Here is a 24035-nt window from a genome sequence, read left to right as displayed (position 1 = left end):
CGGAACGCCAGCTTAAGCGCGTTCCACTGCTTGGAGGTTTTTATTTGCGGGATAACGTTAGTCCTCGATCGTGGATATGTCCCCTGTCGGCAGATTCAACTCCCATGCCTTCAATACGCGCCGCATAATTTTACCACTGCGGGTCTTTGGAAGTTTATCCCGGAACTCGATTTCCCGCGGGGAGGCATGCGCCGATAATCCTTCTTTCACAAATTTTGAAATTTGCAGCTTCAGCGCATCTGAAGGCTGGTATCCTTCCCGCAGCGAAATGAACGCTTTAATGATCTCGCCGCGGACCGGATCCGGCTTGCCGATGACCCCGGCTTCTGCCACTGCCGGATGCTCCACCAGCTTGCTCTCCACCTCAAACGGTCCGACCCGTTCGCCGGAAGTGTTGATCACGTCGTCGATTCTGCCCTGAAACCAGAAGTAGCCGTCCTCATCCAGATAAGCGGAATCGCCGGATATATACCAACCCGGAATGTGGAAATATTGTTCGTATTTGGCCGGGTTGTTCCAGATTGCGCGCATCATGGACGGCCACGAGGTCGCAACAGCCAAATTTCCCATCTGGTACGGCGGCAAAACATTGCCGGCATCGTCGAGAATCGCGGCTTTAATTCCCGGCAGCGGCCTTCCCATGGAACCTGGCTTAATTTCCATGCACGGATAATTGCAGATCAACTGGGCTCCCGTCTCGGTCATCCACCATGTGTCGTGAATAGGCCTGCCGTACACTCGTTGTCCCCAGCGGATCACTTCGGGATTGAGCGGTTCACCGACACTTAGTATATGCCGCAGGCGGGAAAGATCAAATTCGTAGACGACGTCGTCTCCGGCGGCCATCAGCATCCGGAAAGCGGTCGGCGCGCTGTACCAGACAGTGACGCCATATTTTTGCAGCGTGCCGTACCAGTCCTGCGGACTGAAGCGGCCTCCGCGCACGACATTGGTCGCACCATTAAGCCACGGTGCAAAGATCCCATAGGATGTCCCGGTAACCCACCCGGGGTCCGCCGTGCACCAGTAGATATCGTCTTCCTTCAGATCTAGCACGACATGCCCGGTAAAATAATGCTGTATCATGGCGTTCTGCACGTGATAAACGCCTTTCGGCTTCCCGGTCGAACCCGATGTATAATGAATGATCAGTCCATCCTCGCGGCCGAGCCATTCCGGTTCCGCTTCATCTGAAGCGGCTTCCATTTCGCGTTCATACGAAATAACGCCTGCTTCCCCGGACGGGCTGCCGACGACGATAATATGCTTCAGCTCAGGAAGCTCATCGCGTTTGATACGAGGGAGCAGAGCCGGGGTCGTAACGATGACCGAAGCGCCACTATCCTCCAGCCGGTCTTTCACCGCCGTTTCCATAAACGCTTCGAAAAGGGGCCCTACGATAACGCCCGTTTTTAACGATCCAAGCAAACTGATATACAGCTCCGGCATTCGCGGCATAAAAATAAACAGACGCTCCCCCTTGACCACTCCCAATTTGCGGAGCACATTGGCAAAGCGGTTTGAAAGCGCGCTCAATTGCTGAAACGTATAAATTTCGTCACGTTTGCTATCGCTGTAATATAACGCAACTTTCCCCCCTTTTCCGTCCCGGACATGGCGGTCGATCGCTTCATAGGCCATGTTCACTTTTCCGGTTTCATGCCAGGTGAACCGCTTCTCGATCTCCTTCCAGTCGAATTGGGCTGCCTCCTGCTCATAATTGGGCATATTTGGAGATGGAACCGCTACCAAAAATACTTTCTGATTATCAACTGACATGCTAGATCACCTTCCGTCTTCGTATCATATTTTACTAGATTTACGAATACGCTTTCATATCGTGGTGAAAAAATAAAAACACGTCACTGCCATTATAGCACACCCGTTAAGAAAACGACTACTGCGTCAAATAATTTATTCATGCAGAGCCGATAAATATACTTATCGGGTACATTGCTTTTTTTTAAGCGCGATTTTTTGACCGAAGCGAACGAGAAAGCTGCAATGAAAAAAGCCCTTCCGGTCGGAAGGGCTTCACTTATAAGTTCCGGATGATTTCGTCAATAATCCGGTATGAATTATTCGATGCTTGAACGGTAAACTCCGCAAAGTTCACGTTTGCCGATCCGTCCGCTTTATCGGACATCGATCGGATGACGACGTAAGGAATGCCGTTCATGGCGCAAACCTGTGCAAGAGAAGCGCCTTCCATCTCCGCGCAGGCGCCGTGGAACGTCTCATAAAGGGATTGCACCTTCTCGCGGCTGGCAATAAACTGATCGCCGGAGAGAACGATTCCTTTCATGCTTCTGCCCGGAAACAAACGGTCGCTCGCAACCGACGCCACCTGTACCAGTTCCGGATCTGCCGGAAATTCGGACAATTCCTGAAACGGAATGACGCCGGGCGCAAATCCGAGCGGCGAGCAGTCCATGTCATGCTGGATGCTGGACGTCGATACGACAATATCGCCGATTTCCAGCTTCGGATCCACAGCTCCCGCCACTCCGGTAAACAGGACGCATTCGGCGCCCAGATCAATCAAAGCTTGCGTGCATACCGCAGCGTTTACTTTTCCGACGCCGGATTTGCAAAAAACGATGTTTTTGCCCTGCCACCGGCCTTTATAAAAGGTCATGCCCGCCTTGACGACGGTGGATTCCACCTCAACATGTTGATGCAGAAGCTCCAGTTCCTCCACCATCGCACCCATGATGCCAACTGTATCGTATCGTTTCATCATTCAGCTCTTCGCCCCTACCGATTGACGGGCAACGACCTCGTGAGGCAGAACGACTTTGGACAGCTCGACATTTTCCTTCTTCATCAGTTTCGTCAGCAGACGCATGGAAACGGCGCCAATATCGTACATCGGCTGGGCCACAGCGGACAGCTGCGGGCGCACCATGGAAGCCATGCGGCTGTTGTCGACGCTAATAACGGAAATATCGTCCGGTACTTTGAGACCTTCGTCCTGGATCGCATGAATGGTGCCGATCGCCATTTCGTCCGTGGCCGAAAATACCGCGGTAGGCTTGTCCGAACGATCAAGGAAATGCTTCATCGCTTCGACGCCCGATTCGTAGCGGTAATTGCCGATCCGCACCAAATCCTCGTCATACGAAATACCGCTTTCCTCCAGCGCGCGCTTGTAACCGTGGAAACGGGCGTACCCGTTGGCCGGATCCTGCAGCGTGCCGCTGATCATCGCAATTTTGGTGTGTCCTTGATTGATCAGCGTCTTTACGGCATCGTAGGCAGCCGCTTCATGATCGATATCGACGGAAGGAATCGTGCCCTTCTCATCGGTGGTGGCGCACAGAACGACAGGTACGTTAGCCGTCTTGAACGCTTGCAAATGCTCGTCCGTAACGGTGCCGCCCATAAAGAGCAGCCCGTCCACCTGCTTCTCCAGCAGCGTATTGATAACACGGATTTCCTTGTCTTTCTTCTTATCCGCGTTGCACAAAATAATATTGTAATGATACATATTGGCGATATCTTCAATTCCGCGCGCCACTTCGGCAAAGATCGAGTTCGAGATGTCGGGAATAACGACTCCGACGGTCGTCGTCTTCTTGCTCGCCAATCCGCGCGCTACCGCGTTCGGACGATATCCGAGGCGTTCAATCGCTTCGTACACTTTTTTACGGGTTTGCGGTTTTACGTTGGGGTTATTGTTAACGACACGGGAAACCGTGGCCATAGACACTCCCGCTTCTCTTGCAACATCATAAATGGTTACAGTCACGTTTCCTTCTCTCCATTAGATCAATTTTTGGTCGCTCCGCAGGTACATTATCGTAATCATACGACAAATTTTTACTTTGTGCAATGTTCACGGAGATGCTCTTCCAAGGAAGCGTACGTGATATTCCAGTGAGACGTATGCCATTTCACTTCGCCATCCGCGATTAGAATCGCCTGCGGCGAGGCGTGTTTGACTCCGGTCGATTCCTCGATTGCGTTCGAAACCGGACGTTCTTCGACAACCCGCACGAGAACATTTTCGACCGGCAGCTCCTGCGAATCGTTCAGCCATTTGCTCCACGCTTCATGCGCTTCGGCGCTGACGGAACAGCGGGTGCTGTGTTTGAACACGAGCAGCGGCTTCGTCTTTGAAGCTTCGTAAACTTCTTTCCAATCTTCGACAGTCATTAAGGAACGGTATAAACTCATCGTAATCTCTCCTTCGGGATAAGAAGTCCGGCTTATAGCCGGCAGCTTATTGCTATGTATGGGCAATATGTCTGCTGATTTGAGACAGCCGCTTTTCGATATCCCGTTTCCACTCTTCGTCATGAAGGGAATCGGCGAGCAGCATTAACTCCAGCAGCGAGTTAATACGTTCTTCAACCAAATTTTGAACGACGGATGAATCCGGTTTTTTACGTTCGGCGCAAGCTTCTACTAATAAATTTGCCCACTCGTTCCACTCGTTAAACAGAAAGGTTTGTCTCTCGGGTTCGTCGCCCAGATTTCCGATCAGTCCGGTCAATTCCGATTTCACCTCTGGAAACACTTCGCTGCGGCTGCAAGCGGGGCACGAATAGATCGGCACATTATCGATTTCCACTTTGCCCGAATAAATGACCGTGCGCAGCTTCATCAACATTATATCTCCACAAGGACACCGTTTTTGCAATTTGGTTCACTCCTTCATTCTAAACGCACGCTCAGCCTTTGTCACGCTGCGGCGCCGCTTGCGGAACCGATATCCCGCAATTAACGATTTATTCATTGTCAGAAACATTCGACCTCTTTCGCGAAAAATCCTCCTGCCTTGACGAATGCAATTTCTGTTAACGTAAAAATCGGCTTCAAGGTTTGATTTTGGCGGTCCGCCTTCGTTACAATGAAGGAATGAATGCCGCGTGCGGCAAGCACGGCGGCGATCGCAAAGCTTTTATTCGAGGAGGAGACCAAGTTGACATTATCGGGGAAAAAGGTCATTTGTCTGCTGGACGATGAATTTGAGGATTTGGAGTTGTGGTATCCAGTCTACCGTACGCGTGAAGAAGGAGCGCTTGTGCAGTTTGCCGGTCCGGAAAAAGGACGGACGTACATCGGCAAATACGGCGTGCCCGCTACTGCCGACATCTCGTATGACGAGATGGACGCCTCCGATTGCGACGGGCTGCTCGTTCCGGGAGGATGGGCGCCGGACAAAATCCGGCGTTACCCGCAAGTGCTCCGGCTCGTCCGCGAGCTGGATGCGGCTGGCAAGCCGATCGGACAGATTTGCCATGCCGGCTGGGTGCTCATCTCCGCTAAAATTTTGCAGGGACGGAAAGTGACGTCCACGCCCGGCATTCGCGACGATATGGAAAATGCCGGCGCCGAATGGTTCGATGAGGCTGTCGTTATCGACGGCAACCTGGTTTCCGCCCGCAGACCGCCGGATTTGCCGCCATATGCGAAAGCGTTTGTGGAAGCTTTGGCCGGCAGCCGCCAATAAGGATAAAAAAAACGCGGTCGCAACCGGTTATTTATCGCCGATTGCGGCCGCGTTTTGGCTGTTACGGTCAATCTGATCGCTGAATTCATCGAGGCGGGCATGAATGTCTGCGCTTGAGGAACATTTGTGCAGCTGCTCCGTCAATACTCGGCTCGCCTGTTGTCTTGTCCTTAACAGCCGCTCCTTCACTTGTAGGATCGAGCCCGCCGACATGCTCAGCTCATCCACATCAAGGCCCAGCCAGATCGGCAGCGCCCGTATATCGCCGGCCATCTCGCCGCATACGCCGACATGGATGCCTCTCTGTTTGGCCGCCTCGACCGTCATCCGGATTGCACGGAGCACGGCCGGGTGAAACGGTTCGTACAAATGCGAGATCTGGTCGTTCATACGGTCGACTGCAAGCGTGAATTGTACGAGATCGTTCGTGCCGATGCTGAAAAAATCGACTTCTTCGGCAAGCACATCGGCGATCAATGCCGCCGCCGGCAATTCGATCATAATTCCGCTTTCGATCGAGCGGTTAAACGGCAGCCCCTCGGCTTCCAGCTCAAGCTTTGCTTCCTCCAATACTTCTTTCGCCGCCCGAACTTCCTCCACAGACGAAATTAGCGGGTACATCACCTTCACATTGCCGTGATTGCTGGCGCGCAGAATGGCGCGCAGCTGGGTTTTGAACAAATCTTTCCGGTCCAGGCTGATCCGGATCGCCCGGTAACCGAGAAACGGGTTCGTTTCATCAGGCAAATTAAAGTAATCCAGATGTTTATCTCCGCCAATGTCCAGCGTACGGATAATAAGCGGCTTCCCGTCGAGCTTTTCCGCTACCTGACTGTAGATGACGAACTGTTCCGCTTCGCTTGGAAACCGGTACCGGTCCATATAAAGAAACTCCGTCCGGAACAGTCCGACGCCGTGAGCGCCGTAAGCAAGCGCAATTTCCAGCTCCTTGACCGAGCTGATATTAGCCGAGAGCTCCATCTGCTTGCCGTCAGGAGTGGAGGCTTGGACTTGGGCAAGCCCCCGCAGCCGCTGCCTGTCTTCCTTTTGCCTCATCTGCAGCTTGGCATATTTCCGTATCAACGCTGCATCCGGCTTATGGCAGACGGTGCCGTCACCTCCGTCAAGCAGCATCATATCGCCCGTCTCGATCGTCTGCTGCAGCTTTCCTTCCAAAGAGACGACGAGCGGAATGCCGAGCGCACGCGCCATTATTGCCGCATGGGACGTGACGCTGCCCGCGAGCAGCGCGATGCCGAGCACATTGTCCGGGTTCAAATGCGCCAGCTGGGAAGGCGACAATTCGCTGGCGACGAGAATAAACGGCAGCGTATCGGTCGGCAGTTTAATCTCCGGCACCCCGAGCAAATGCTTCAGCAGCCGGTTCCCGACATCTTTAATGTCGAGCGCCCGCTCCTTCATATATTCGTCGTCAAGGAGATCGAACATCGTCACAAAATGATCGATCGCTTCTTTGACCGCCACTTCCGCGGCTTTATATTGGCGCTTGATGATGCCTTGAATTTCGCTCATAAAAACCGGATCTTCCAATATGGCGAGATGCGCGTCAAAAATGCTGCTTTCGCTGGTGCCGACAACTTCCCGCAGCTCATCCTTCATCTGTTCGATTTCAACCTTCGATGTCCGAATCCCTTCGTACAGCCGCTCGAATTCCGAAGCGAGATCCGATACGTCGATTTTATGCTCCGGCAGCTCCCACTCCCAGTTCGGCAGCACGAAGCATTTTCCGATGGCAATACCGGCAGAAGCCCCTACACCTTGAATCATGGTACGATCCCTCCAGCCTTACTCTTTCGTAACTTCTTTCAATACGACCGACATCACCGACGATTGCCCCTTCTTGACCGCTTTGAACGGCGCGTACCGCCATGAAGCGACAAGCTGCGGGTTCGTGATCACCATCGGCGTTGCAAGTGATCCGGCAGCCTTGCGTAACCTCGCCAGATCAAATCGAACAAGCAATTGTCCCGGCGTAACTTCGTCGCCTTCTTTGACCGCCGCTCTGAAAATGCCACCATCCGACAATTCCCACGTATTGATGCCGATATGGAGCAGCACTTCCAAGCCGTCCACGGTTTTAAGGCCGATGGCATGCATCGTCGGGTAGATGAGGATGACTTTGCCGAGTACCGGAGATACAAGCTCGCCGCGGTCCGGGATAAAAGCGACGCCGTCGCCGACAATCTTGCCGGCAAAAATCGGGTCCGGGACTTCCTCAAGCCGAATCATCCGCCCCTGTACCGGCGCGCTGAACAACACTTGCCGCTGATCGCGCTGAAGCGCCTTTTGCATTTCTTCCCGAATGAGCTCCGAGAACGTGCCGAACACCACCTGCACGTTGCCGCTCCCGAGCCGGATGACGCCGGCCGCTCCGAGATTGCGCAGCGCGTTTGTATCCAGCAGACGGTCGTTATTTACTTTTAACCGCAATCGCGTAATGCAAGCTTCCATCGTGACGATGTTATCTTTGCCGCCGATTGCCTGCAAAATAAGGGGCGCGCGGTACGGAATATCTTCCGCCCAATCGTCCAGCTGCGACCCTTCCTCGCGTCCGGGCGTCGGCAGGCGGAAGCGGCGTATCGCCCAGCAAAAAAGCACATAATAAACAATATATACAACGATGCCGATTGGAATGAGCAGCCAGCCTCTCTGAGACAAATGAAAATTAAGCACAAAGTCGATTGCGCCTGCGGAGAATGAGAATCCGTGCCGGATTTCGAGTTCATACGTTACCCACATAATAACGCCGGAGAGCAGCGCATGCACGACGAACAAATACGGCGCCACAAACAGAAAAGCAAATTCAACGGGCTCCGATACGCCGGTCAAAAAGGAGGCCAGCGCCGCCGACAAAAACGTTCGCCGAATTTTCGGCTTCAGATCTTCCCTTGCTTCCTGAATAATCGCAAATGCAATCGCCGGCAGAGCGAACATCATCGTCGGATACAGACCCGCCATGAACACTCCGGCGCTCGGATCCCCCGCGAAAAAACGCGGCAGATCGCCGTAAATCATCTCTCCATCGGCAAGGCGGTAGCCGCCTACCTGAAACCAGAATACATGGTTAAGCAGATGATGCAGTCCGAATACGACCAAAATGCGGTGCAAAAATCCGAACAAAAAAACACCGAAACCGCCGGCCGTTGCTACCGCGTCCCCGAGCAGAAGCAGCAGACGCTGCAGCAGCGGAGCGACGCCCACCATCGCAATCGAAAAAAATACCGAGACGATGCAGACAAACAGCGGAACGAAACGCGGCCCTCCAAAAAATTGTATGTATTCGGGAAGCCGGACCGATTTAAACCGTTCATAGCTGAATCCCGACAGCATCCCGATAAGGGCCCCGATCAGCACAGTGGGCTGAATCTCATAATTGCTGGAAGATACGATACCCGTATATATGAACATCCCGGCAAGCGCCGATAGTCCTGCAGAACCGGCATTCCCCGACATCCCCCAGGCAATGCCGACAGCAAAGAGATAAGGGAGAAATGAAAACAACGCTTGCCCGGCGATAGCCAGATAACCCGAAAAAGCAGGGAGGCCAATCGCACCCCACGGCAGCTCACTGAAGGAGAGGCACACCGCAGCAGCAGGCAGCACGATCATAGGCAGCATAAAAGCCCGCCCAAGCCGCTGAAGACTTCCCATGAAGTTCATTATTGTCCTCCTAAAGGTTTTTCGTGAGAAAAACCTACTTCGTAAGCATAAACACTCGCAAGGGTCACTTTCACTTCGTAGTTTACGGGTCGAAGTCGTTTCATAATGCCCCTAATGAAAGGCCCGCTTCCTGATGGTAAGCGTTTTAATGAGTTTTGTCAAAGAAAAACGACGGGCCCAAAAAACGGCCCGCCGCAGCGTTGATGATTACCTTTCCCCTCGCGAAAAATGAGACGGACAACAGACTAGAAAGTGTTTTGACCGCTCGCGTTGGTATAACCTAATTTGGAAATGACCGGACCAGCGTCTTGCCGTGTATTCGTGATTTGATGAACCGGGTGGAACTGGCTCGTTGCCTGGGATTGCATCATTTGACTTCCCATTTGGCTTCCGGCTTGATATCCGCCGAATTGCGGTTGCTGCTGGTTATACGTCGTTGCCTGAATAACCGGATTTCTCGTTTCTTGGCCCGCTTGGTAGCCGACGCGCGAGATAACCGGTTGGTAGGATTGACCCGAAAAGGCGTTCGTATTCATAGCCGTTCCGAATTGGCTTTGAATCGGCTGCTGCTGGAATTGGGTTTGCGTGAACTGGTTCTGGTTCTGTGCTCCGGCTTGGTAGCCGAGCTGCGAAATAACCGGCCCCTGGTTGGTGCGGAAGCGTGAATTTACAGGATTCGGCTGTGTTTGAGCTTGAACGAAACCGCCGCCTGCCGGTGTATATTGCGATGGCTGGTTTTGGAACTGATTCGTTAAACCTGAGGTTATCGGCAAATTGCTCTGCGGCGAGCGATTGAACGTCGGCTGGCTCAATTGCCCCTGGTAGCGCGATTGCACATAACCTGCAGGCTGGTACTGCTGCTGTTGCCCTTGGGAGAATTGTCCCAGTCCTTGCTGAAAATTGCCCGGTTGGTTGGAATACACGTTTTGGGTCCTCCTTGAAGTCAGGTCTTCAAGGCCCCTTATCGGAACGCAGGAGCCTGATGAAGCCTCACTTATTGTAAGGAAAACGGAATCCTTTTATCCGTATCACTTTTTGGTTTTGCCGGAAGGAATTAGGATCGAATCCTCGACCTTGATGCAGCGGTCCATAATCACCTGCAGCCCCGCTCGCGCTGCGATCGCGGCGGCTTCCTCATTGTACACGCCAAGCTGAAACCAGAGCGCTTTCGCTTTCACGGCAACCGCTTCTTCCGCGATTGCCGGGGTAAATTCGCTGCGCCGGAACACGTTGACAATGTCGATTGGCTCAGGAATGTCCCGCAAGGAGGGGTAGCTTTTTTCACCCAATATCTCGGTCGCGTTCGGGTTGACCGGAATAATGCGGTACCCTTTCTGCTGCATCGCCTGGGATACGCTGTGACTCGTTCGCAGCGGATTGTCGGACAAGCCGACGACGGCGACGGTATCGCTTTGCTGCAGCAGCTCCTTAATCTTCTCGCGGGAAGGATTTTCAAACGCCATGGAATGCCCTCCTAGAGGTTGTGACGTGACGGTTTTACTCTATTTTACCCATTCCACATTGGCGCCAAGCGCCTGCAGGTGATCGAAATAGATCGGGTACGATTTGGCCACGTGATGCGCATCCAAGATCCGAAGCGGCTTCTTGGCACGCAGCCCGACGACCGTCAAAGCCATTATGACGCGGTGATCGTAATGGGCATTGATTTCAACGCCTCCCTCGACGCCTTCAGGGCGTCCGTGAACGATAATTTCGCTTTGGCGCTCCTCCACATTCGCTCCCGCCTTGCGCAGCTCGTTCAGATAGTCCGTAATCCGGTCGCATTCTTTGTAGCGCAAGTTCTCCACATTGTAAAAGCGGGACGTCCCTTCGGCAAACACCGCCGCCGCCACCATGGCCAGCACGGCATCCGTCGCAGCGTCCCCGTCGAATTCAACCGCCTTGAGGCGCCCGTTGCCGCGGACGATAACGTCGCCGTTCTCGTGGGTCAGCGGCACTTCCATCATCCGCAGCACATCGACGATCGCGCGTTCGCCCTGCTTGCTTTTCTCCTCGAGATGGTGAATCGTCACATCCGACTCCGTGACGGCCGCAGCGGCCAGAACGGCAGCCGAACCCGGATAGTCGCCCTGCACACGGTACGTTTTGGCTTCGTATTTCTGCCCTCCCGGAATGCGGTAGAACATTAAATCGTCGCTTGCTTCAATTTTGATGCCGGCCTGCTCCAGCACTTCCAGCGTCTGGCCGACGACAACTTTGGATTTGAGATCGTGAAGCACTTCAATTTCGCTGTCTTCGGCCAGCAGCGGCGTCAAAAAGAGCAGCGCACTCAGAAATTGCGAACTTACATTACCGGAAACGGTGATGCGTCCGCCCTTCGGATTGCCCCCCGAAATCGTAATCGGCAGCTTGCCCGCATTATCGTTCACCGTGACGCCAAGCTGGCGCAGTGAATCGATCAAGTCGTCATGCGGCCTTTTACCCAAGGAATCCGGATAGGTGTTGACAAAGGTTACTTCCGGGCAAAGTGCCGCGACCGCCATCAGAAAGCGGAGCACAGCTCCGGCATTGCCTACATTTAATTCTTTTACGTCCCGGGGACGGTTTCCAAAGCCGGTAATGACGATTTTCTCTTCATCTTCCTCGACGATCGCTCCCAGATCGCGGATGCAGCGGCGCATTGCGTCGCTGTCCTCGCTGTGGGCCGGGAAATAGATCGTGCTCGTTCCTTCGGCCAGCGCCGCAACGAGCAGGTAGCGGGTTGTGTAGTTTTTGGAAGAGAGCGCTTGAATGTCGCCCTGCAATTTCGGAGTCGGCGTCACAATAACGTCCATTTCGAATCGTAATCCCCTTTGTTATGTTTTAGTTGCCGGAATGAAGCGGTTAAGGTCAAACGCGGGCCAAAATATAATCCGCAACCGCGCTTGGGTCCAACTGGTCCGTATCGACCCGAACATGGGCAAAATCATACGCGCCGCGCCGGCGTTCGAGCAGCGAGCGAACATTGCCCGCCACGTCGCCGTGCAAAAGCGGCCTTGCGCTGTCATGCATGACGCGTTCTATTATGCGTTCCTCCGAAGCCGTCAGAGCCGCAACGAACCCGCCTGCCAGCATCATATGACGGTTCTCTTCGGCCAGTACGGCGCCGCCTCCGGTCGCGATTACAGCCGGTTCCGGAAGCTGCAGCACATGGCGCAGCGCCTCGGTCTCCGCTTTGCGGAAAAACGGCTCGCCCTCCGACGAGAAAATATCGGCGATGCGGCGGCCCTGCATCCGTTCGATTTCCTGATCGACATCGATCAAGCTCCAGCCAAGACGCGCCGACAGCAGTTTGGCGACGGTCGATTTGCCTGTTCCCATAAATCCGACGAGAATGATTTTTCCTTCCGCCGGCAGTTTTTGTTCACTCACGAATTCTCGCACACCTTTACGTCATATTCAAGCTACATTATCCGGTTTATCATATCATTTTTTTGTAGCGGCGGGGTATAAAAATCTCTTTGCGCCGTAAGGATATTAGTAGAATTCATATGCCGACGAAGCGGTTTTATTGACTCAAAACCTAATCTTATGCTTACGAAGTGGTTTTTCTTACGAAAAACCTTAGCTTATGCTTACGAAGTGGTTTTTCTTACGAAAAACCTTTAGGAGGGATCCATAATGCAAGATTCGAGCTTTCCCCATTTGAGCCGGCAGCGCATTGCGCGCATCCTGGACCCGCAGCAGCAGCTTTGCCGGGAAGACGTCCTATGGATGCTGGAATACATCAAAAAAAAAGTGGCCGACGAAGATTCCGGATTAACGGAATTATCGCAGCCACGCCTTCTTCAAAACTTTCACGGCTTCGCCGAAGCGGCCATGAGTATGCTCCAGCCTGCTCACAGCAGCGCCAGAGACGCCGACCGGCTGCGCCGCTATTTGCGCGAAGCGTCGCACGGTCTGCTGCCGTAGCCTGCTTGCGGGCATTCCCCTCCCGCAAGCAGCCGGCTATATCTCATAAACTCATTCAAATGAATTCCGCGGCATTTCCTCCAGCAGATCCTCTTTTAGGAAAACGGAAGTCTCCGAGGGAGAAGAGACGTTTTACTCGCTCATCCAGTCGAAATGGAACGTTCCTTCTTTGTCGACCCGCTTGAACGTATGGGCGCCGAAGTAATCGCGCTGCGCCTGCAGCAGGTTTGCCGGGAGACGCTCCGTACGGTAGCTGTCGAAGTAAGCAAGCGCGCTGGCAAAGCCCGGTACCGGGATTCCTTGCGCAACCGCAGTCGATACGACTTCGCGCCAAGCGCCTTGGTACGACTCCACGATTTCCTGGAAGTAGGAATCGAGCAGCAGGTTTTTCAGCTCCGGATTTTTGTCGTACGCATCTTTGATGTTTTGCAGGAATTGGGCGCGGATAATGCAGCCGCCGCGGAAAATCATTGCGATATCGCCATAGCGAAGGTCCCAGCCGTATTCATCCGAAGCCGCACGCATTTGCGCGAAGCCTTGTGCGTAGGAACAAATTTTGCTGGCGAACAGCGCTTTGCGAACCGACTCGATAAATGCGGCCTTATCCCCTTGGAAAGGAGCGGCTTCCGGCCCTTTCAGCACTTTGCTCGCCTGCACGCGCTCTTCTTTCATTGCGGAAAGGAAGCGGGAGAATACCGATTCCGTAATGATGGACAGCGGAACGCCGAGGTCAAGCGCGCTTTGGCTCGTCCATTTGCCGGTGCCTTTTTGCCCGGCGGAGTCGAGAATGACGTCGACCATCGGTTTGCCGGTTTCAGGGTCGACCTTCTTGAAAATATCGGCGGTAATCTCGATAAGGTAGCTGTCGAGCTCGCCTTTATTCCAATCGGCAAACGTTTGCTGCAGTTCTTCCGTGCTCAGGTTCAGAGCGGATTTCAGCAAATGGTATGCTTCGCAGATCAGCTGCATGTCGCCGTACTCGATGCCGTTATGCACCATTTTTACATAATGCCCCGATCCGCCCGGTCCGATGTACGTACAGCATGCGTCTTCGCCTACTTTTGCGGCGATGCCCGTCAGGATCGGCTCTACGAGCTCGTAAGCCGACTTAGGACCGCCCGGCATAATAGCCGGTCCTTTAAGCGCTCCTTCTTCGCCGCCCGATACGCCGGTGCCGACAAAACGGAAGCCTTTGGCTTCGAGTTCTTTGCTGCGGCGCTCCGTATCCGGGAAATACGCGTTGCCGCCGTCAATAATAATGTCGCCTTGATCAAGATGCGGCAGCAGCGTTTCGATCGTTGCGTCCGTAGCGGCTCCCGCTTGAACCATGATCAAAATTTTGCGCGGTACTTCAAGCGACGCCACGAATTCTTCGACCGAATAAGTCGGTACCAGATTTTTGCCGGCGGCTTCCTTTGCCAGCTCGTCCGTTTTCTCGCGGGAACGGTTGTAGACCGATACGGTAAATCCTTTGCTTTCAATGTTAAGGGCAAGGTTCTTACCCATGACGGCAAGGCCGACAACACCGATTTGCTGCTTAGACATAGCTAGATCCATCCTCTTTCATCTTAAATTGGTTGAAGACTTGCTTAAAGTGCATAACTGTTTATACCGCTTATGAAAGCTATTGTACATGAAAAAAGCGGCTAATGCGACTTTTCCCAGATGAATATTGTATGAACCTATGATCGGGATCCTCGGATCAGTATGTAAAGAAAACGCTTCCAATTATACGGATTATTCGGGCCGTTCTCCCTAATCCGGGATCTTTGCGGAATCAAACGGCGTGCCGGAGGCACGCCGCATACGGATACGATAGGACGGACAACCGGTCTCCTGACATTCTCAAAGTTCCAGCTGCAGCATTTCGCTCCGCAGAACAGCCAGACGCTCCATGCTTTCCTCCGCTTCTTCTTTGCTGCCTGCCGTAATCGCGTCATGCAGCACGGACAGCTCATAATCCAGCTCGTAGCGGAGAACCACTGCGCGTTCTTCCGCACGTTTCGATTGAAATGCTTCCGTAATTTCCTCCAGCGTCACGACCGGGCGTTTCTGATAAATAATCCGATGTTCCATACCGGACACCTCCACTAATCGAATAATTTCGCCAAACATAATATTTTCAATCACGATCTGACGGTCCTTGATCCGCTTCACAACCGCATGTCCACGTGTGTCATTGATCAGTCTTTCAATCAATTCCGATAGTTTCTCGTCTTTAATAATGTAATCGCCAACAATTTTATAGCGGTTGTGCATTTTTTGAAAACGAAGCTTTACCAGCTTCCTCCCCGTACGGATTGAGATGAGAAACTGCGACTCGCTCTCGCTCCAGTAGAGGGAGTAACCTTCATGAATTAAATCGCGGATGAGATTTTGGATTTGCCGGCGATCAAACCGCAGCTCCAAATTGCAATACTCGACTTCGTAACTTTTGTTCACGGCAATCCCTCCCTTGTTCTAATCGAATAGTTGAGCAAATGTTCTGACAATTTGTTCTTACTGCTATCTTATACTCCATCTTATGTTAAGGCAACTTGGATTATTGACTATTTTATGAGAAAAGGGCGATTACCTGCCAATCCGTTTTCTTTCTCGCGTTTATCTTTAAACTTGTACCCAAAAAACCGCCGTATGTATCCATGAAATGGTTCGTATATGGTATACTGGACCCCAGCAGGCGGCTTTCGCCCACGGTTACGAAGGGGACCGGTTCGCTTAGATGACGTCCGGTGCTTTAAGCGCTTTGGCCCGCATCCGGTAAGCGCCCCTTGTTCACCCTACATACGAAGGAGCTCTTGTTCAATGACACAGATTGTAACCCACTCTATATTTGAAGGATTCGCGCCTTCCGATTTTGACGTCTTTACCATTCCGGGGCTTGAGCCGCGCATGGATGCGCTCATTAGCTCGGTCCGGCCGAAGCTGAATCAGCTCGGCGAGCGGCTCGCTCCCGCCCTGTCGGTTCTGTGCGGGGAAGAAATGTTTGCGCATGTGGCCAAGCATGCCCGCAGAACGGTCAATCCGCCGGACGATACCTGGGTCGCATTCGCGCCAAACAAACGCGGCTATAAGGCGCACCCGCATTTTCAGATCGGTCTGTTCAGCACCCATCTGTTTATCCAGTTCGCGATCATTTACGAATCAACTTCCAAATCCGCTTTTGCGGACGAAGCGCTTGGGCATTTGGAATCGATCATCGCGCAAATCCCGGCGGGTTATGTATGGTCCGGCGATCATACGGTCCCCGGCGGGACGGCGCACGGTTCGCTCGGAAGGGATGCATTGGCAGCGCTGCTAAGCCGGCTCCGCAGCGTAAAAGCATCCGAAATATTGTGCGGCATTCATATCGACCGCAGCAATCCGCTGCTATTGGACGGCGAGGCGCTGATCGCCCGAGCCGAAGAAACGTTCGAAACGCTGCTGCCGCTGTACCGGATGGCGCGTAAATGAAGCAAAAAAATCTCTCTTGGCCGGCCGCAGCAGGGCGGAGTGCCAAGAGAGATTTTTTCATTTAAGTCAGAATCCGCTTCTGCCCTCTCCGGGAAATGAGCAGATGCAGAACGAACAGCGTCATGAGCGCGGCGCCGCTGACTAAAAACGGCATGCGCGGACCGAAGCTGTCCCACAGCCTGCCCGATATGATCGATCCAAGCACCATGCCCAATCCTTCGATGGTCAGAAAGAACCCCCAAACCGCCCCTCGCTCCGACTTCGGAATAGCCTGGGCGATCAGCGCGTTCCAGGCGGGAATAATGCAGGCATAGCCGAGACCGATGACGGCCACAATGAGCAGCACCAGCGGCAGCGAGCGGGTTAATCCGAGCAGCGGCAGCGAGAAGGCCGCCAGCAGGATGCCGACATGGAGAAACCAGCGGGTGCCGAACTTGTCCACCCATTTGCCGACCGGAATGAGGCCGAGCGCCGTCACCGCTCCCCCCGTTACAAGATACATGCTGTACTGCTGCGGCGTCAGATGGAGCACGGTGCGCGCATACAGAGTCAGAATCGGCGTCAGCAGGCCGAGCGCCATATTTTGAATAAACATCGCCGGGTATAAGAGGCGGCTGGCATGAAGCGAAGACTTCACTTTGGCGAAATAAGCCGCAATCCGGATCTTCAGCGGCTCTCCGTGCCGGCTTGGCCGCTCCTCTTCCGCGCCTCTCCCTTCAATTTCACGCGATTTGCTCCTACCGGGCAGCAGAAACGCAACCAATACGACCATCATCATCATGACGACAAGCAGACGGAAAGCCGGAACGTAGGAATCTACGATAAAGAAATTAATGACGATGGGCCCGGCCCCGACTCCGACCAGCCAAGCCATATAAACAACGCTCATAATCGTGCCTCCGGCTTCATCTCCTGCGACGGCGGTCGCCCCCGTAATGACGCAAGGCCAGAGCGGCGAGGTGCCGACGCCGAGAAAAACGCAGGCGACGATGATCCAGGCCAGCCCGCTTGTTAACGTTATGATGCCGACGGCAGCAAACGTAAGCAGCACGCCGAACAGCATTACATTGCGGTAGCCGACCCGGTCGATAATCCAACCGAGCGGACTGCGAAACGCATTGTCCCCTATGTACTGCAGTGCCAGCGCCCAGCCGACCGCATAGGCCGACAATCCGAGCGCGGTTCCCATATAAACGGGTAAAATGGAAACGATCAGCGCGCCTTTTACAAATTCCACGATAAACATGATGACAAGCAGTTGAATGACGAACGGTGAGGTTAAGATCCGTTTGCTTGCGGCGACAGAGTCTAATTTCACAGGAGTACGCTCCTTCCTCTATATTTTACCTATTCTTGTCCAAAAACAAGGTTGCAATCCCCCCTGATTTTGCTATACTCAACTTTGTTTGCAATATAAGATGAAAGGCTGGGATGGAGCGATGGATCACAACCGGACCCCTCTGTTCAGCGCGCTTCGCCGCCATGCGGAGCAGAACCCGCTGCAATTTCATATTCCCGGACATAAAAAAGGAATCGGCAGCGATCCTGAATTCCGAGAATTCATTGGCGATAACGCCTTTTCGATCGATTTGATCAATATAGCGCCGCTTGACGATCTGCACCAGCCGACCGGCGTCATCGAAGAAGCCCAGATGCTGGCCGCCGACGCTTTCGGTGCCGATTATACCTTTTTTTCCGTTCAAGGCACAAGCGGGGCCATTATGACGATGATCCTGACGGTATGCGCGCCCGGAGATAAAATTATCGTGCCTCGCAATGTCCACAAGTCGATTATGTCGGCCATTATTTTTGCCGGCGCCAGACCGGTCTTCATTTCGCCCGCCCGCGACTCGGACCTCGGAATCGATCACGGCATTACGACCCGTTCGGTCCGCAGGGCACTGGAACGGCATCCCGACGCCAAAGCGGTGCTGGTCATCAACCCGACATACTTTGGGATTTGCGCGAACTTGAAGGAAATCGTCGAACTGGTTCACAGCTACGACATTCCCGTGCTCGTGGATGAAGCACACGGCGTGCTGATCCATTTTCACGATAAGCTGCCGATGTCGGCGATGCAGGCGGGAGCCGATATGGCCGCCACCAGCGTGCATAAGCTGGGCGGATCGATGACGCAAAGCTCCGTGCTGAACATTCGGGCCGGACGCGTCAACCCGCAGCGCGTGAAAACGATCATCAGCATGCTGACTACCACGTCGACTTCGTATATTTTGCTCGCTTCCCTGGACACTTCCCGCCGCAATCTGGCCATCAACGGCCACGAGCTTGCGGAGCGGACCACATCGCTGGCCCAGCGCGCCCGCGCCGAGATTAACGGCATCCGCGGCCTGTACTGCGTCGGCAAAGAAATATTGGGCGGCGAGGCAACCTACGATTACGATCCGACAAAGCTTATCATTCATGTCCGGCATTTGGGCATTACGGGCTACGAGGTCGAAAACTGGCTGCGCGAAGCGTATAATCTGGAAGTTGAGCTGAGCGACATGTACAACATCCTCTGCCTCATTACCCCGGGGGATACGCAGGAAACGGTGGACAAGCTTATTGGGGCGCTGCGGGGACTGGCCGAAAGGTTCCCGCAGGTAGATGAAGTGCAGGAGCTTGCGGTGAAGATTCCGGGAATTCCGCAGCTGTCGCTTACCCCGCGCGAAGCTTTTTACGGCGAAACGGAGATTGTCCCGTTCAAACAATCCGCGGGACGGATTATTGCCGAATTTATTTATGTCTATCCGCCCGGCATTCCGATCCTGCTTCCCGGCGAAGTCATTTCCCAAGAAAATATCGACTACATCGTCGACCATATCGAAGTCGGCCTTCCCGTCAAAGGGCCGGAGGACCGCAGCATCCGCAATGTGAAAGTGATCGTCGAAGAAACGGCTATTTTCTAACGTACCGCCAGATGAACAAAGAGGCTCCCCAGCACGGGAAGCCTCTTTGTCATTTTGTAGGCCTGACGTCGCTTCTTTCGATGCGCGGCGACTCAGCCTGATTAGGATTCGTTCTGCTGCTGGGCAATTTCCTCATAGATGCGCGTAACGCGCTCCCACTCGGCGTCATCTTCGATGCCGACCAGAAACGCTTCTTCGTTCTCTTCTTCAATGCGGAAAATAACGCCGTCCGCTTCCGGATCGTTCCGGTCAAGCAGTACTGCATAAACCTGATTTTCCGATTCGAATGTGTATACCATAACCATTTCCCGTTCAACGCCTTCTTCGTCCGTTACGAGAAATACATGCTCTTCATGTTCATGATCATGGCCGCAGCCGCAATCGTCTCCATGCTGATGCTCGCTCACATTTAGTCCCTCATTTCCATTGGTGTTCAGATTCTTTCGTATCGTAACATTTCCAGATGATGGCGGTCAAACAAAAAGCGCTTCCCGTCCCGAAAAATAATGACAAATTTCGGGCGGAAGCGCCAAATCCGGATTACTGGGCGGAAATTAATTTCTCCGATACTAATTTCCAATCGTCCGAAGCGTTCACTTTCATGAAAAAGCGGACCGCGTATTTGCCGGAAGAATCGAAATTGTATTTTACATCCTCCGTCCGGTACCAGAAATTATCTTTGCTTACGTTAATATTTTTGAAATCAATGACCGTTTCCCTTCCCGAAGGATCGAATATCGACACTTTGACCGCGCTGATATCCGTCAGCAAATTGTCGATTTGGGCAAATACGTTAAACGTGTATTTGTTGCCCCGGTCAACATTTCCGAAAATTTTGCTGTCCTGAAAAAGGAACATATGCACATTCGGCTTGAACAGCGTTACCTTCTTCGACTGCTCATCCCAAGCGACGATCGCTTGCAGCGAGCTTGCCAATTGGCGGAGCGGCAAATACGTTTTTCCGTCATTTATAATACCGCCCTCGTCCAGTACAGATCCGTTCACAATGACGCGTACCGTTTGCGCGGCGGAATCCGCAAAAATCATCGAGCCGCCCCACAAAGACATCGCCAGCAGCAAGATGAAAGGCTTTTTGAGTTTCATCGTTGTATACCCTCTCTCCGTTAGTCTGGATAAAAGTTATACTCCCGTCCATCTCAAAAAGTTGCGCGAAGCAAACAAAATTATTTATGGCGGATATTGTTGGATCATGTTGAAACATGCGCTTCCCCGGGAAATGCTGCTGGCGATTATTTCCCTGAGACTTCCCTGCGCGTCAGAATGCAAGGAACCCCTTTGCCGACCGCGCCCGGCTGGCGCATCCGCTCCAAATAAGCCATTCCGCGCGCGCAGGGCGTTTTGCAAACGGCGCATGTGTCCGATAAGACCAGCTTCATCGTATATTGTTTACGTTCGGAAGAACGCTTTTTTTTCTTGATCGCTTTGCCTTTGGCCATCTTCTTCCATCCCCTTTCAACGCCTGCCAGGGCGTTTCTACCCTATCGTATGCGGATACAGGAACGATTGCGCCCACGCACGCCATTCTTTTCAATTGTTATCTTCCATGGTAAGCTCTCCATTAGATAAACCTATGCGGGAACGCTGAAGAGACGACCGGCCGCATTAAGGCAGGCAATCTTGTTCGTTTGGAGGAGAATGCTCGAGATGCGAATTCAAATGGTAGGAACGGGCAGCGCGTTTGCAAAACGATACTTCAACAACAACGCGCTAATTGAAGGGGACGGCTGCAGGTTCATGCTCGACTGCGGGGTAACGGGCCCTACCGCCCTGCACAAGGCCGGAATTACGTTCGGCGAATTGGACGGTCTGCTGATCAGTCACATCCATGCGGACCATGTCGGCGGCGTGGAGGAATATGCCTTTCAAATGAAGTTCATTTACGGCCGCAAGCCGCTGCTGTATGTGCCGGAGCCGCTGATCGAGACGCTGTGGGAAAACACGCTGAGGGGCGGGCTGCAGCAGGAGGAATCTCAGACGCTTGACAGCTACTTTCAAGTCGTGCCGCTGATGGAAGGCAAAGAGACTGACATCGGGCCCGGAATTTCCGTGGAAATGATCCGCACCCGTCATATGCCGGGCAAAGCCAGCTTCTCGTTTCTGCTCAACGGGCGGTTCTTCTATTCGGCGGATATGGTGTTCGATCGGCCGCTGCTCGAGCAGCTGGATGAACGCGGCATCGAGATTATTTTTCACGATTGCCAGTTGCACCCTCCGGGCCAGGTGCACGCGACGCTGGAGGAGCTGCTTACGCTTCCGGAGCGGATACAGGAGAAAATACGGCTGATGCATTATGGAGACGATATGGAGCAGTTCATCGGTTCAACCGGACGCATGTCCTTTGTCGAGCAAAACCGGATTTATTCGCTTGATTGAGGGGAAGGCGGAAATGGATAGTTTACGGCATTAAATATAAACGGACTTAAACAAATAAGAAGGCGGCCCGACGGCCGCCTTCTTATTTGGCTATTCAAATGACGGCAGGTTGTCCAAATTGTTCGTCGGATCTCCGTCTGCGTCTCCGCGCAAATAATGTTCGCCGTCTCTGCCTTTGAATACGTTCACACCCGCCAGCAGGCCGTTTTGCGCCTCTTGAAGAGCCTGATCATAGGCTAGAACTCTGCCGGACGATGTTTTGAATGCGGTCAGATCCCCGTCGCCGTTTTTTTGGACCGCGACGATTTGATCCCGCTGCGGCATGTTATTTTCATTCATGACTGTCAACCCTCCACTGATATGTGTATGCGGCTATTCCTCCGCAGGCAGAATTTTGTGCTCGGATTTACGGCCTGGCGAAGCCGGCTGGGGCCGGCTGCCGGTTTCCTCATACAGACTGCTGCGGACCGTTTCCGGATAGACGCTCTCCCTGACGGACTGCGTCACGCTTCCAAGGGCCGCATCACCTTCGCTCTGAACTTTCGCAACCGGATAGAACACTCCCCATCCGCATCCTCCCGTCCCTACGATAACCGCTGCGAGCAAACCGAACCGTAACATCCGCCTCTGCCGTATCCATCGAGCCATCGCCGTTCCTCCTATTTGAAGTCATAGCTGCTGATCATGTTCAGTCACTAGTATGTTCGAAATTGAAGCGGTTCAAACCGCCAAGCCGTTTCAAGCATTTCTATATATTTTTTCATAAAAAATGATTGACGGCCCCCCTTCTCTTTTGATATATTATTACTTGTCGCTGATACATGATCTGTTAGCTCAGCTGGGAGAGCACCATCTTGACAGGGTGGGGGTCAGTGGTTCGAGCCCACTACAGATCACCATACATAACGACCGAAACCTTTGAGAAATCAAAGGTTTTTTTGTTTATCCGTCCCTGTTCCAGCCCGTTTTCAACCGCACTTTCGGATGTGCTATAATGACATATTACTTCGTGAAAGATGGTGGATTCGTATGAACGGCCGAAAATTGGTATACCTTATCCTTGGCATTTGTGCGGTTATGACGGTCATTCTTTATACCCTTGTTAATTTGGTGCACCGTTAAGCTTAATCGGCCGCATCTCCCGATTTTTTTCAATTCAGGGCGTGTTTTTTTTCCAAAAGTAGCACAAACTTTCTTTTGGGATCGAAACTTAGCTGTCGGGAGGAATAATGAACATGAAAAAATGGGCAATATCGGGCTTCATGCTGCTTGGAGCCTTTGTCATCGGCACATGCGCGGCACAAGAGGCTTTTTCCAATTCGGCTCCTCAGGAAACAAACGTGACGATCATAAACGGCGAGGGGAAAAAAATCGGGAACGCCCGGCTTACCGGTTATCCCGAAGGTGTACATATTCACGTTGAAGCGGCGCACCTCCCTCCCGGAACGCACGGCATTCACTTCCATACCATCGGCAAATGCGAAGGACCCGATTTCACATCCGCGGGAGAGCATTTCAACCCTTATCATAAAGAACACGGCTTCAACAACCCGAAAGGGTTTCACGCCGGCGATTTGCTGAACATTGAAGTCGGCAAGGACGGGACGGTAAAGGCCGATTTGATGAGCAAAACGGCAACGCTGATGAAAGGGATACCGAATTCCTTATTCCACGAAGGCGGAACCGCGCTCGTTATTCATGAGAAAGCCGACGATTACGTCACAGACCCTGCAGGCAATTCAGGCGGCCGCATCGCCTGCGGAACAATCAAATAAATATACGGGCCGGTTCCGCTCATTCCATCCCCTTCGGGTTCCGCAGCGCATAAGCTGGGTAACGGAGGGGATTTGTAATGCCGAATTACCGGATTATCGTGGACTTGTCCGACCGGGCTTTATATCTGCTTGACGGCAATACCGTTACACGCTCTTTCCCGATTGCAATCGGCAAAATGCTGACCCAAACGCCGAGCGGCGAATTCACGATCGTCAACAAGCACCCGAACCCAGGCGGCCCTTACGGCGCGATGTGGATGGGGCTTTCGAAGCCGCACTACGGCATTCACGGCACAAACGATCCGTCCAGCATCGGCAGAGCCGTCTCGCGCGGATGCATCCGCTTGTATAATGCCGATGTGCTGGAGCTGTCGCGTCTTGTCCCGATCGGGACGCGTGTCACGATCCGTCCTTGACTGCGGGGCGCTGCCTTCGGTGCTGCAACCTTCTGCA

The 24035-nt window shown here is 53.1% G+C and carries 26 protein-coding genes and 1 tRNA gene; 8 read left to right on the top strand and 19 right to left on the bottom strand.

Features of this window, described 5'->3' with window-relative positions; translation table 11 throughout:
- Window positions 1-57 precede the first annotated feature (57 nt).
- The 5 genes from acsA to VN24_RS19935 form a co-directional block, all read right to left on the bottom strand.
- Window positions 58-1779: an acetate--CoA ligase gene (gene acsA / locus VN24_RS19955; RefSeq protein WP_045671855.1), complete on the bottom strand. Its 1722-nt coding sequence runs from the start codon at window positions 1777-1779 to the stop codon at window positions 58-60.
- Between the two features lie 259 nt (window positions 1780-2038).
- Window positions 2039-2743 carry a 5'-methylthioadenosine/adenosylhomocysteine nucleosidase gene (locus tag VN24_RS19950; RefSeq protein ID WP_045671854.1) on the bottom strand — a complete coding sequence of 235 codons (705 nt, stop codon included), beginning with the start codon at window positions 2741-2743 and terminating at the stop codon, window positions 2039-2041.
- Entirely contained in the window at window positions 2744-3751 is a 1008-nt protein-coding gene (ccpA, locus tag VN24_RS19945) for a catabolite control protein A (RefSeq protein ID WP_045671853.1), read from the bottom strand.
- 71 nt (window positions 3752-3822) lie between these two features.
- Complete coding sequence (ytxJ, locus tag VN24_RS19940; protein ID WP_045671852.1) at window positions 3823-4179, bottom strand: bacillithiol system redox-active protein YtxJ; 357 nt, start codon at window positions 4177-4179, stop codon at window positions 3823-3825.
- 52 nt (window positions 4180-4231) lie between these two features.
- Window positions 4232-4609: a hypothetical protein gene (locus tag VN24_RS19935; RefSeq protein WP_338012190.1), complete on the bottom strand. Its 378-nt coding sequence runs from the start codon at window positions 4607-4609 to the stop codon at window positions 4232-4234.
- A gap of 318 nt (window positions 4610-4927) precedes the next feature.
- On the opposite strand from VN24_RS19935, the gene VN24_RS19925 reads away from it, so the two are divergent.
- On the top strand, window positions 4928-5458 hold the full coding sequence (locus VN24_RS19925; protein ID WP_045671849.1) for a type 1 glutamine amidotransferase domain-containing protein: 531 nt from the start codon (window positions 4928-4930) through the stop codon (window positions 5456-5458).
- Between the two features lie 27 nt (window positions 5459-5485).
- On the opposite strand, the gene ptsP is transcribed toward VN24_RS19925, so the two are convergent.
- From ptsP to VN24_RS19895, 6 genes are all read right to left on the bottom strand, one after another.
- The gene (gene ptsP / locus VN24_RS19920) at window positions 5486-7246 is read right to left on the bottom strand and encodes a phosphoenolpyruvate--protein phosphotransferase (RefSeq protein ID WP_045671848.1); all 1761 of its coding nucleotides are present in this window, start codon (window positions 7244-7246) and stop codon (window positions 5486-5488) included.
- Between the two features lie 18 nt (window positions 7247-7264).
- Entirely contained in the window at window positions 7265-9139 is a 1875-nt protein-coding gene (locus VN24_RS19915) for a glucose PTS transporter subunit IIA (protein ID WP_045671847.1), read from the bottom strand.
- Between the two features lie 245 nt (window positions 9140-9384).
- Complete coding sequence (locus tag VN24_RS19910; RefSeq protein WP_045671846.1) at window positions 9385-10062, bottom strand: hypothetical protein; 678 nt, start codon at window positions 10060-10062, stop codon at window positions 9385-9387.
- Window positions 10063-10167: 105 nt separating this feature from the next.
- The gene (locus tag VN24_RS19905; protein ID WP_045671845.1) at window positions 10168-10602 is read right to left on the bottom strand and encodes a CoA-binding protein; all 435 of its coding nucleotides are present in this window, start codon (window positions 10600-10602) and stop codon (window positions 10168-10170) included.
- 39 nt (window positions 10603-10641) lie between these two features.
- Complete coding sequence (aroA, locus tag VN24_RS19900) at window positions 10642-11934, bottom strand: 3-phosphoshikimate 1-carboxyvinyltransferase (RefSeq protein WP_045671844.1); 1293 nt, start codon at window positions 11932-11934, stop codon at window positions 10642-10644.
- Between the two features lie 55 nt (window positions 11935-11989).
- Window positions 11990-12511, bottom strand: a complete 522-nt coding sequence (locus tag VN24_RS19895) for a shikimate kinase (RefSeq protein WP_274520394.1) — start codon at window positions 12509-12511, stop codon at window positions 11990-11992.
- A 249-nt stretch (window positions 12512-12760) separates the two neighbouring features.
- Here VN24_RS19895 and VN24_RS19890 point away from each other — a divergent pair, with 249 nt between their 5' ends.
- Entirely contained in the window at window positions 12761-13051 is a 291-nt protein-coding gene (locus tag VN24_RS19890) for a hypothetical protein (protein WP_045671843.1), read from the top strand.
- 132 nt (window positions 13052-13183) lie between these two features.
- On the opposite strand, the gene gndA is transcribed toward VN24_RS19890, so the two are convergent.
- Both gndA and VN24_RS19880 read right to left on the bottom strand, forming a co-directional pair.
- Complete coding sequence (gene gndA, locus VN24_RS19885; RefSeq protein ID WP_045671842.1) at window positions 13184-14596, bottom strand: NADP-dependent phosphogluconate dehydrogenase; 1413 nt, start codon at window positions 14594-14596, stop codon at window positions 13184-13186.
- A gap of 300 nt (window positions 14597-14896) precedes the next feature.
- Entirely contained in the window at window positions 14897-15493 is a 597-nt protein-coding gene (locus tag VN24_RS19880) for a hypothetical protein (protein WP_045671841.1), read from the bottom strand.
- 363 nt (window positions 15494-15856) lie between these two features.
- On the opposite strand from VN24_RS19880, the gene VN24_RS19875 reads away from it, so the two are divergent.
- Window positions 15857-16504 (top strand): YktB family protein, encoded by a 648-nt coding sequence (locus VN24_RS19875; protein ID WP_045671840.1) that lies wholly within the window; start codon window positions 15857-15859, stop codon window positions 16502-16504.
- A gap of 61 nt (window positions 16505-16565) precedes the next feature.
- On the opposite strand, the gene VN24_RS19870 is transcribed toward VN24_RS19875, so the two are convergent.
- Window positions 16566-17822, bottom strand: a complete 1257-nt coding sequence (locus VN24_RS19870) for an MFS transporter (RefSeq protein WP_045671839.1) — start codon at window positions 17820-17822, stop codon at window positions 16566-16568.
- A 121-nt stretch (window positions 17823-17943) separates the two neighbouring features.
- Here VN24_RS19870 and VN24_RS19865 point away from each other — a divergent pair, with 121 nt between their 5' ends.
- Window positions 17944-19413 (top strand): aminotransferase class I/II-fold pyridoxal phosphate-dependent enzyme, encoded by a 1470-nt coding sequence (locus VN24_RS19865; RefSeq protein WP_045671838.1) that lies wholly within the window; start codon window positions 17944-17946, stop codon window positions 19411-19413.
- A 101-nt stretch (window positions 19414-19514) separates the two neighbouring features.
- On the opposite strand, the gene VN24_RS19860 is transcribed toward VN24_RS19865, so the two are convergent.
- The 3 genes from VN24_RS19860 to VN24_RS19850 form a co-directional block, all read right to left on the bottom strand.
- A complete protein-coding gene (locus VN24_RS19860) occupies window positions 19515-19820 on the bottom strand; it encodes a DUF1292 domain-containing protein (protein WP_045671837.1) in 306 nt (101 codons plus the stop codon).
- Window positions 19821-19953: 133 nt separating this feature from the next.
- Complete coding sequence (locus VN24_RS19855) at window positions 19954-20517, bottom strand: stalk domain-containing protein (RefSeq protein ID WP_045671836.1); 564 nt, start codon at window positions 20515-20517, stop codon at window positions 19954-19956.
- Window positions 20518-20663: 146 nt separating this feature from the next.
- The gene (locus tag VN24_RS19850; RefSeq protein ID WP_045671835.1) at window positions 20664-20870 is read right to left on the bottom strand and encodes a hypothetical protein; all 207 of its coding nucleotides are present in this window, start codon (window positions 20868-20870) and stop codon (window positions 20664-20666) included.
- A 208-nt stretch (window positions 20871-21078) separates the two neighbouring features.
- Between VN24_RS19850 and VN24_RS19845 the strand changes: the two genes are divergently transcribed.
- Window positions 21079-21807, top strand: a complete 729-nt coding sequence (locus VN24_RS19845) for an MBL fold metallo-hydrolase (protein WP_082083943.1) — start codon at window positions 21079-21081, stop codon at window positions 21805-21807.
- A 90-nt stretch (window positions 21808-21897) separates the two neighbouring features.
- Here VN24_RS19845 and VN24_RS19840 read toward each other — a convergent pair whose 3' ends face one another.
- Both VN24_RS19840 and VN24_RS19835 read right to left on the bottom strand, forming a co-directional pair.
- Complete coding sequence (locus VN24_RS19840) at window positions 21898-22131, bottom strand: DUF3892 domain-containing protein (protein ID WP_045673492.1); 234 nt, start codon at window positions 22129-22131, stop codon at window positions 21898-21900.
- 48 nt (window positions 22132-22179) lie between these two features.
- Window positions 22180-22455, bottom strand: a complete 276-nt coding sequence (locus tag VN24_RS19835; RefSeq protein ID WP_148505281.1) for a hypothetical protein — start codon at window positions 22453-22455, stop codon at window positions 22180-22182.
- 175 nt (window positions 22456-22630) lie between these two features.
- Here VN24_RS19835 and VN24_RS19830 point away from each other — a divergent pair.
- The 3 genes from VN24_RS19830 (at window position 22631) to VN24_RS19820 (ending at window position 23998) form a co-directional block, all read left to right on the top strand.
- A tRNA-Val gene (locus tag VN24_RS19830) sits at window positions 22631-22706 on the top strand.
- Window positions 22707-23042: 336 nt separating this feature from the next.
- A complete protein-coding gene (locus tag VN24_RS19825; protein WP_045671832.1) occupies window positions 23043-23582 on the top strand; it encodes a superoxide dismutase family protein in 540 nt (179 codons plus the stop codon).
- A gap of 77 nt (window positions 23583-23659) precedes the next feature.
- Complete coding sequence (locus VN24_RS19820; protein ID WP_045671831.1) at window positions 23660-23998, top strand: L,D-transpeptidase; 339 nt, start codon at window positions 23660-23662, stop codon at window positions 23996-23998.
- The last annotated feature ends 37 nt before the right edge of the window (window positions 23999-24035 follow it).

This window comes from Paenibacillus beijingensis, from assembly GCF_000961095.1.
GTDB lineage: Bacteria > Bacillota > Bacilli > Paenibacillales > Paenibacillaceae > Paenibacillus_O > Paenibacillus_O beijingensis.
This window is presented reverse-complemented; position numbering and strand designations above follow the sequence as displayed.

What these genes read in the sequence shown, in the direction of transcription:
- acsA (WP_045671855.1), bottom strand. Translation starts at nt 1,779, where the DNA reads ATGTCAGTTGATAATCAGAAAGTATTTTTGGTAGCGGTTCCATCTCCA.
- VN24_RS19950 (WP_045671854.1), bottom strand. Translation starts at nt 2,743, where the DNA reads ATGATGAAACGATACGATACAGTTGGCATCATGGGTGCGATGGTGGAG.
- ytxJ (WP_045671852.1), bottom strand. Translation starts at nt 4,179, where the DNA reads ATGAGTTTATACCGTTCCTTAATGACTGTCGAAGATTGGAAAGAAGTT.
- VN24_RS19935 (WP_338012190.1), bottom strand. Translation starts at nt 4,609, where the DNA reads ATGAAGCTGCGCACGGTCATTTATTCGGGCAAAGTGGAAATCGATAAT.
- ptsP (WP_045671848.1), bottom strand. Translation starts at nt 7,246, where the DNA reads ATGATTCAAGGTGTAGGGGCTTCTGCCGGTATTGCCATCGGAAAATGC.
- VN24_RS19915 (WP_045671847.1), bottom strand. Translation starts at nt 9,139, where the DNA reads ATGAACTTCATGGGAAGTCTTCAGCGGCTTGGGCGGGCTTTTATGCTG.
- VN24_RS19905 (WP_045671845.1), bottom strand. Translation starts at nt 10,602, where the DNA reads ATGGCGTTTGAAAATCCTTCCCGCGAGAAGATTAAGGAGCTGCTGCAG.
- aroA (WP_045671844.1), bottom strand. Translation starts at nt 11,934, where the DNA reads ATGGACGTTATTGTGACGCCGACTCCGAAATTGCAGGGCGACATTCAA.
- VN24_RS19890 (WP_045671843.1), top strand. Translation starts at nt 12,761, where the DNA reads ATGCAAGATTCGAGCTTTCCCCATTTGAGCCGGCAGCGCATTGCGCGC.
- gndA (WP_045671842.1), bottom strand. Translation starts at nt 14,596, where the DNA reads ATGTCTAAGCAGCAAATCGGTGTTGTCGGCCTTGCCGTCATGGGTAAG.
- VN24_RS19875 (WP_045671840.1), top strand. Translation starts at nt 15,857, where the DNA reads ATGACACAGATTGTAACCCACTCTATATTTGAAGGATTCGCGCCTTCC.
- VN24_RS19865 (WP_045671838.1), top strand. Translation starts at nt 17,944, where the DNA reads ATGGATCACAACCGGACCCCTCTGTTCAGCGCGCTTCGCCGCCATGCG.
- VN24_RS19855 (WP_045671836.1), bottom strand. Translation starts at nt 20,517, where the DNA reads ATGAAACTCAAAAAGCCTTTCATCTTGCTGCTGGCGATGTCTTTGTGG.
- VN24_RS19850 (WP_045671835.1), bottom strand. Translation starts at nt 20,870, where the DNA reads ATGGCCAAAGGCAAAGCGATCAAGAAAAAAAAGCGTTCTTCCGAACGT.
- VN24_RS19845 (WP_082083943.1), top strand. Translation starts at nt 21,079, where the DNA reads ATGCGAATTCAAATGGTAGGAACGGGCAGCGCGTTTGCAAAACGATAC.
- VN24_RS19840 (WP_045673492.1), bottom strand. Translation starts at nt 22,131, where the DNA reads ATGCCGCAGCGGGATCAAATCGTCGCGGTCCAAAAAAACGGCGACGGG.
- VN24_RS19835 (WP_148505281.1), bottom strand. Translation starts at nt 22,455, where the DNA reads ATGGCTCGATGGATACGGCAGAGGCGGATGTTACGGTTCGGTTTGCTC.
- VN24_RS19825 (WP_045671832.1), top strand. Translation starts at nt 23,043, where the DNA reads ATGAAAAAATGGGCAATATCGGGCTTCATGCTGCTTGGAGCCTTTGTC.
- VN24_RS19820 (WP_045671831.1), top strand. Translation starts at nt 23,660, where the DNA reads ATGCCGAATTACCGGATTATCGTGGACTTGTCCGACCGGGCTTTATAT.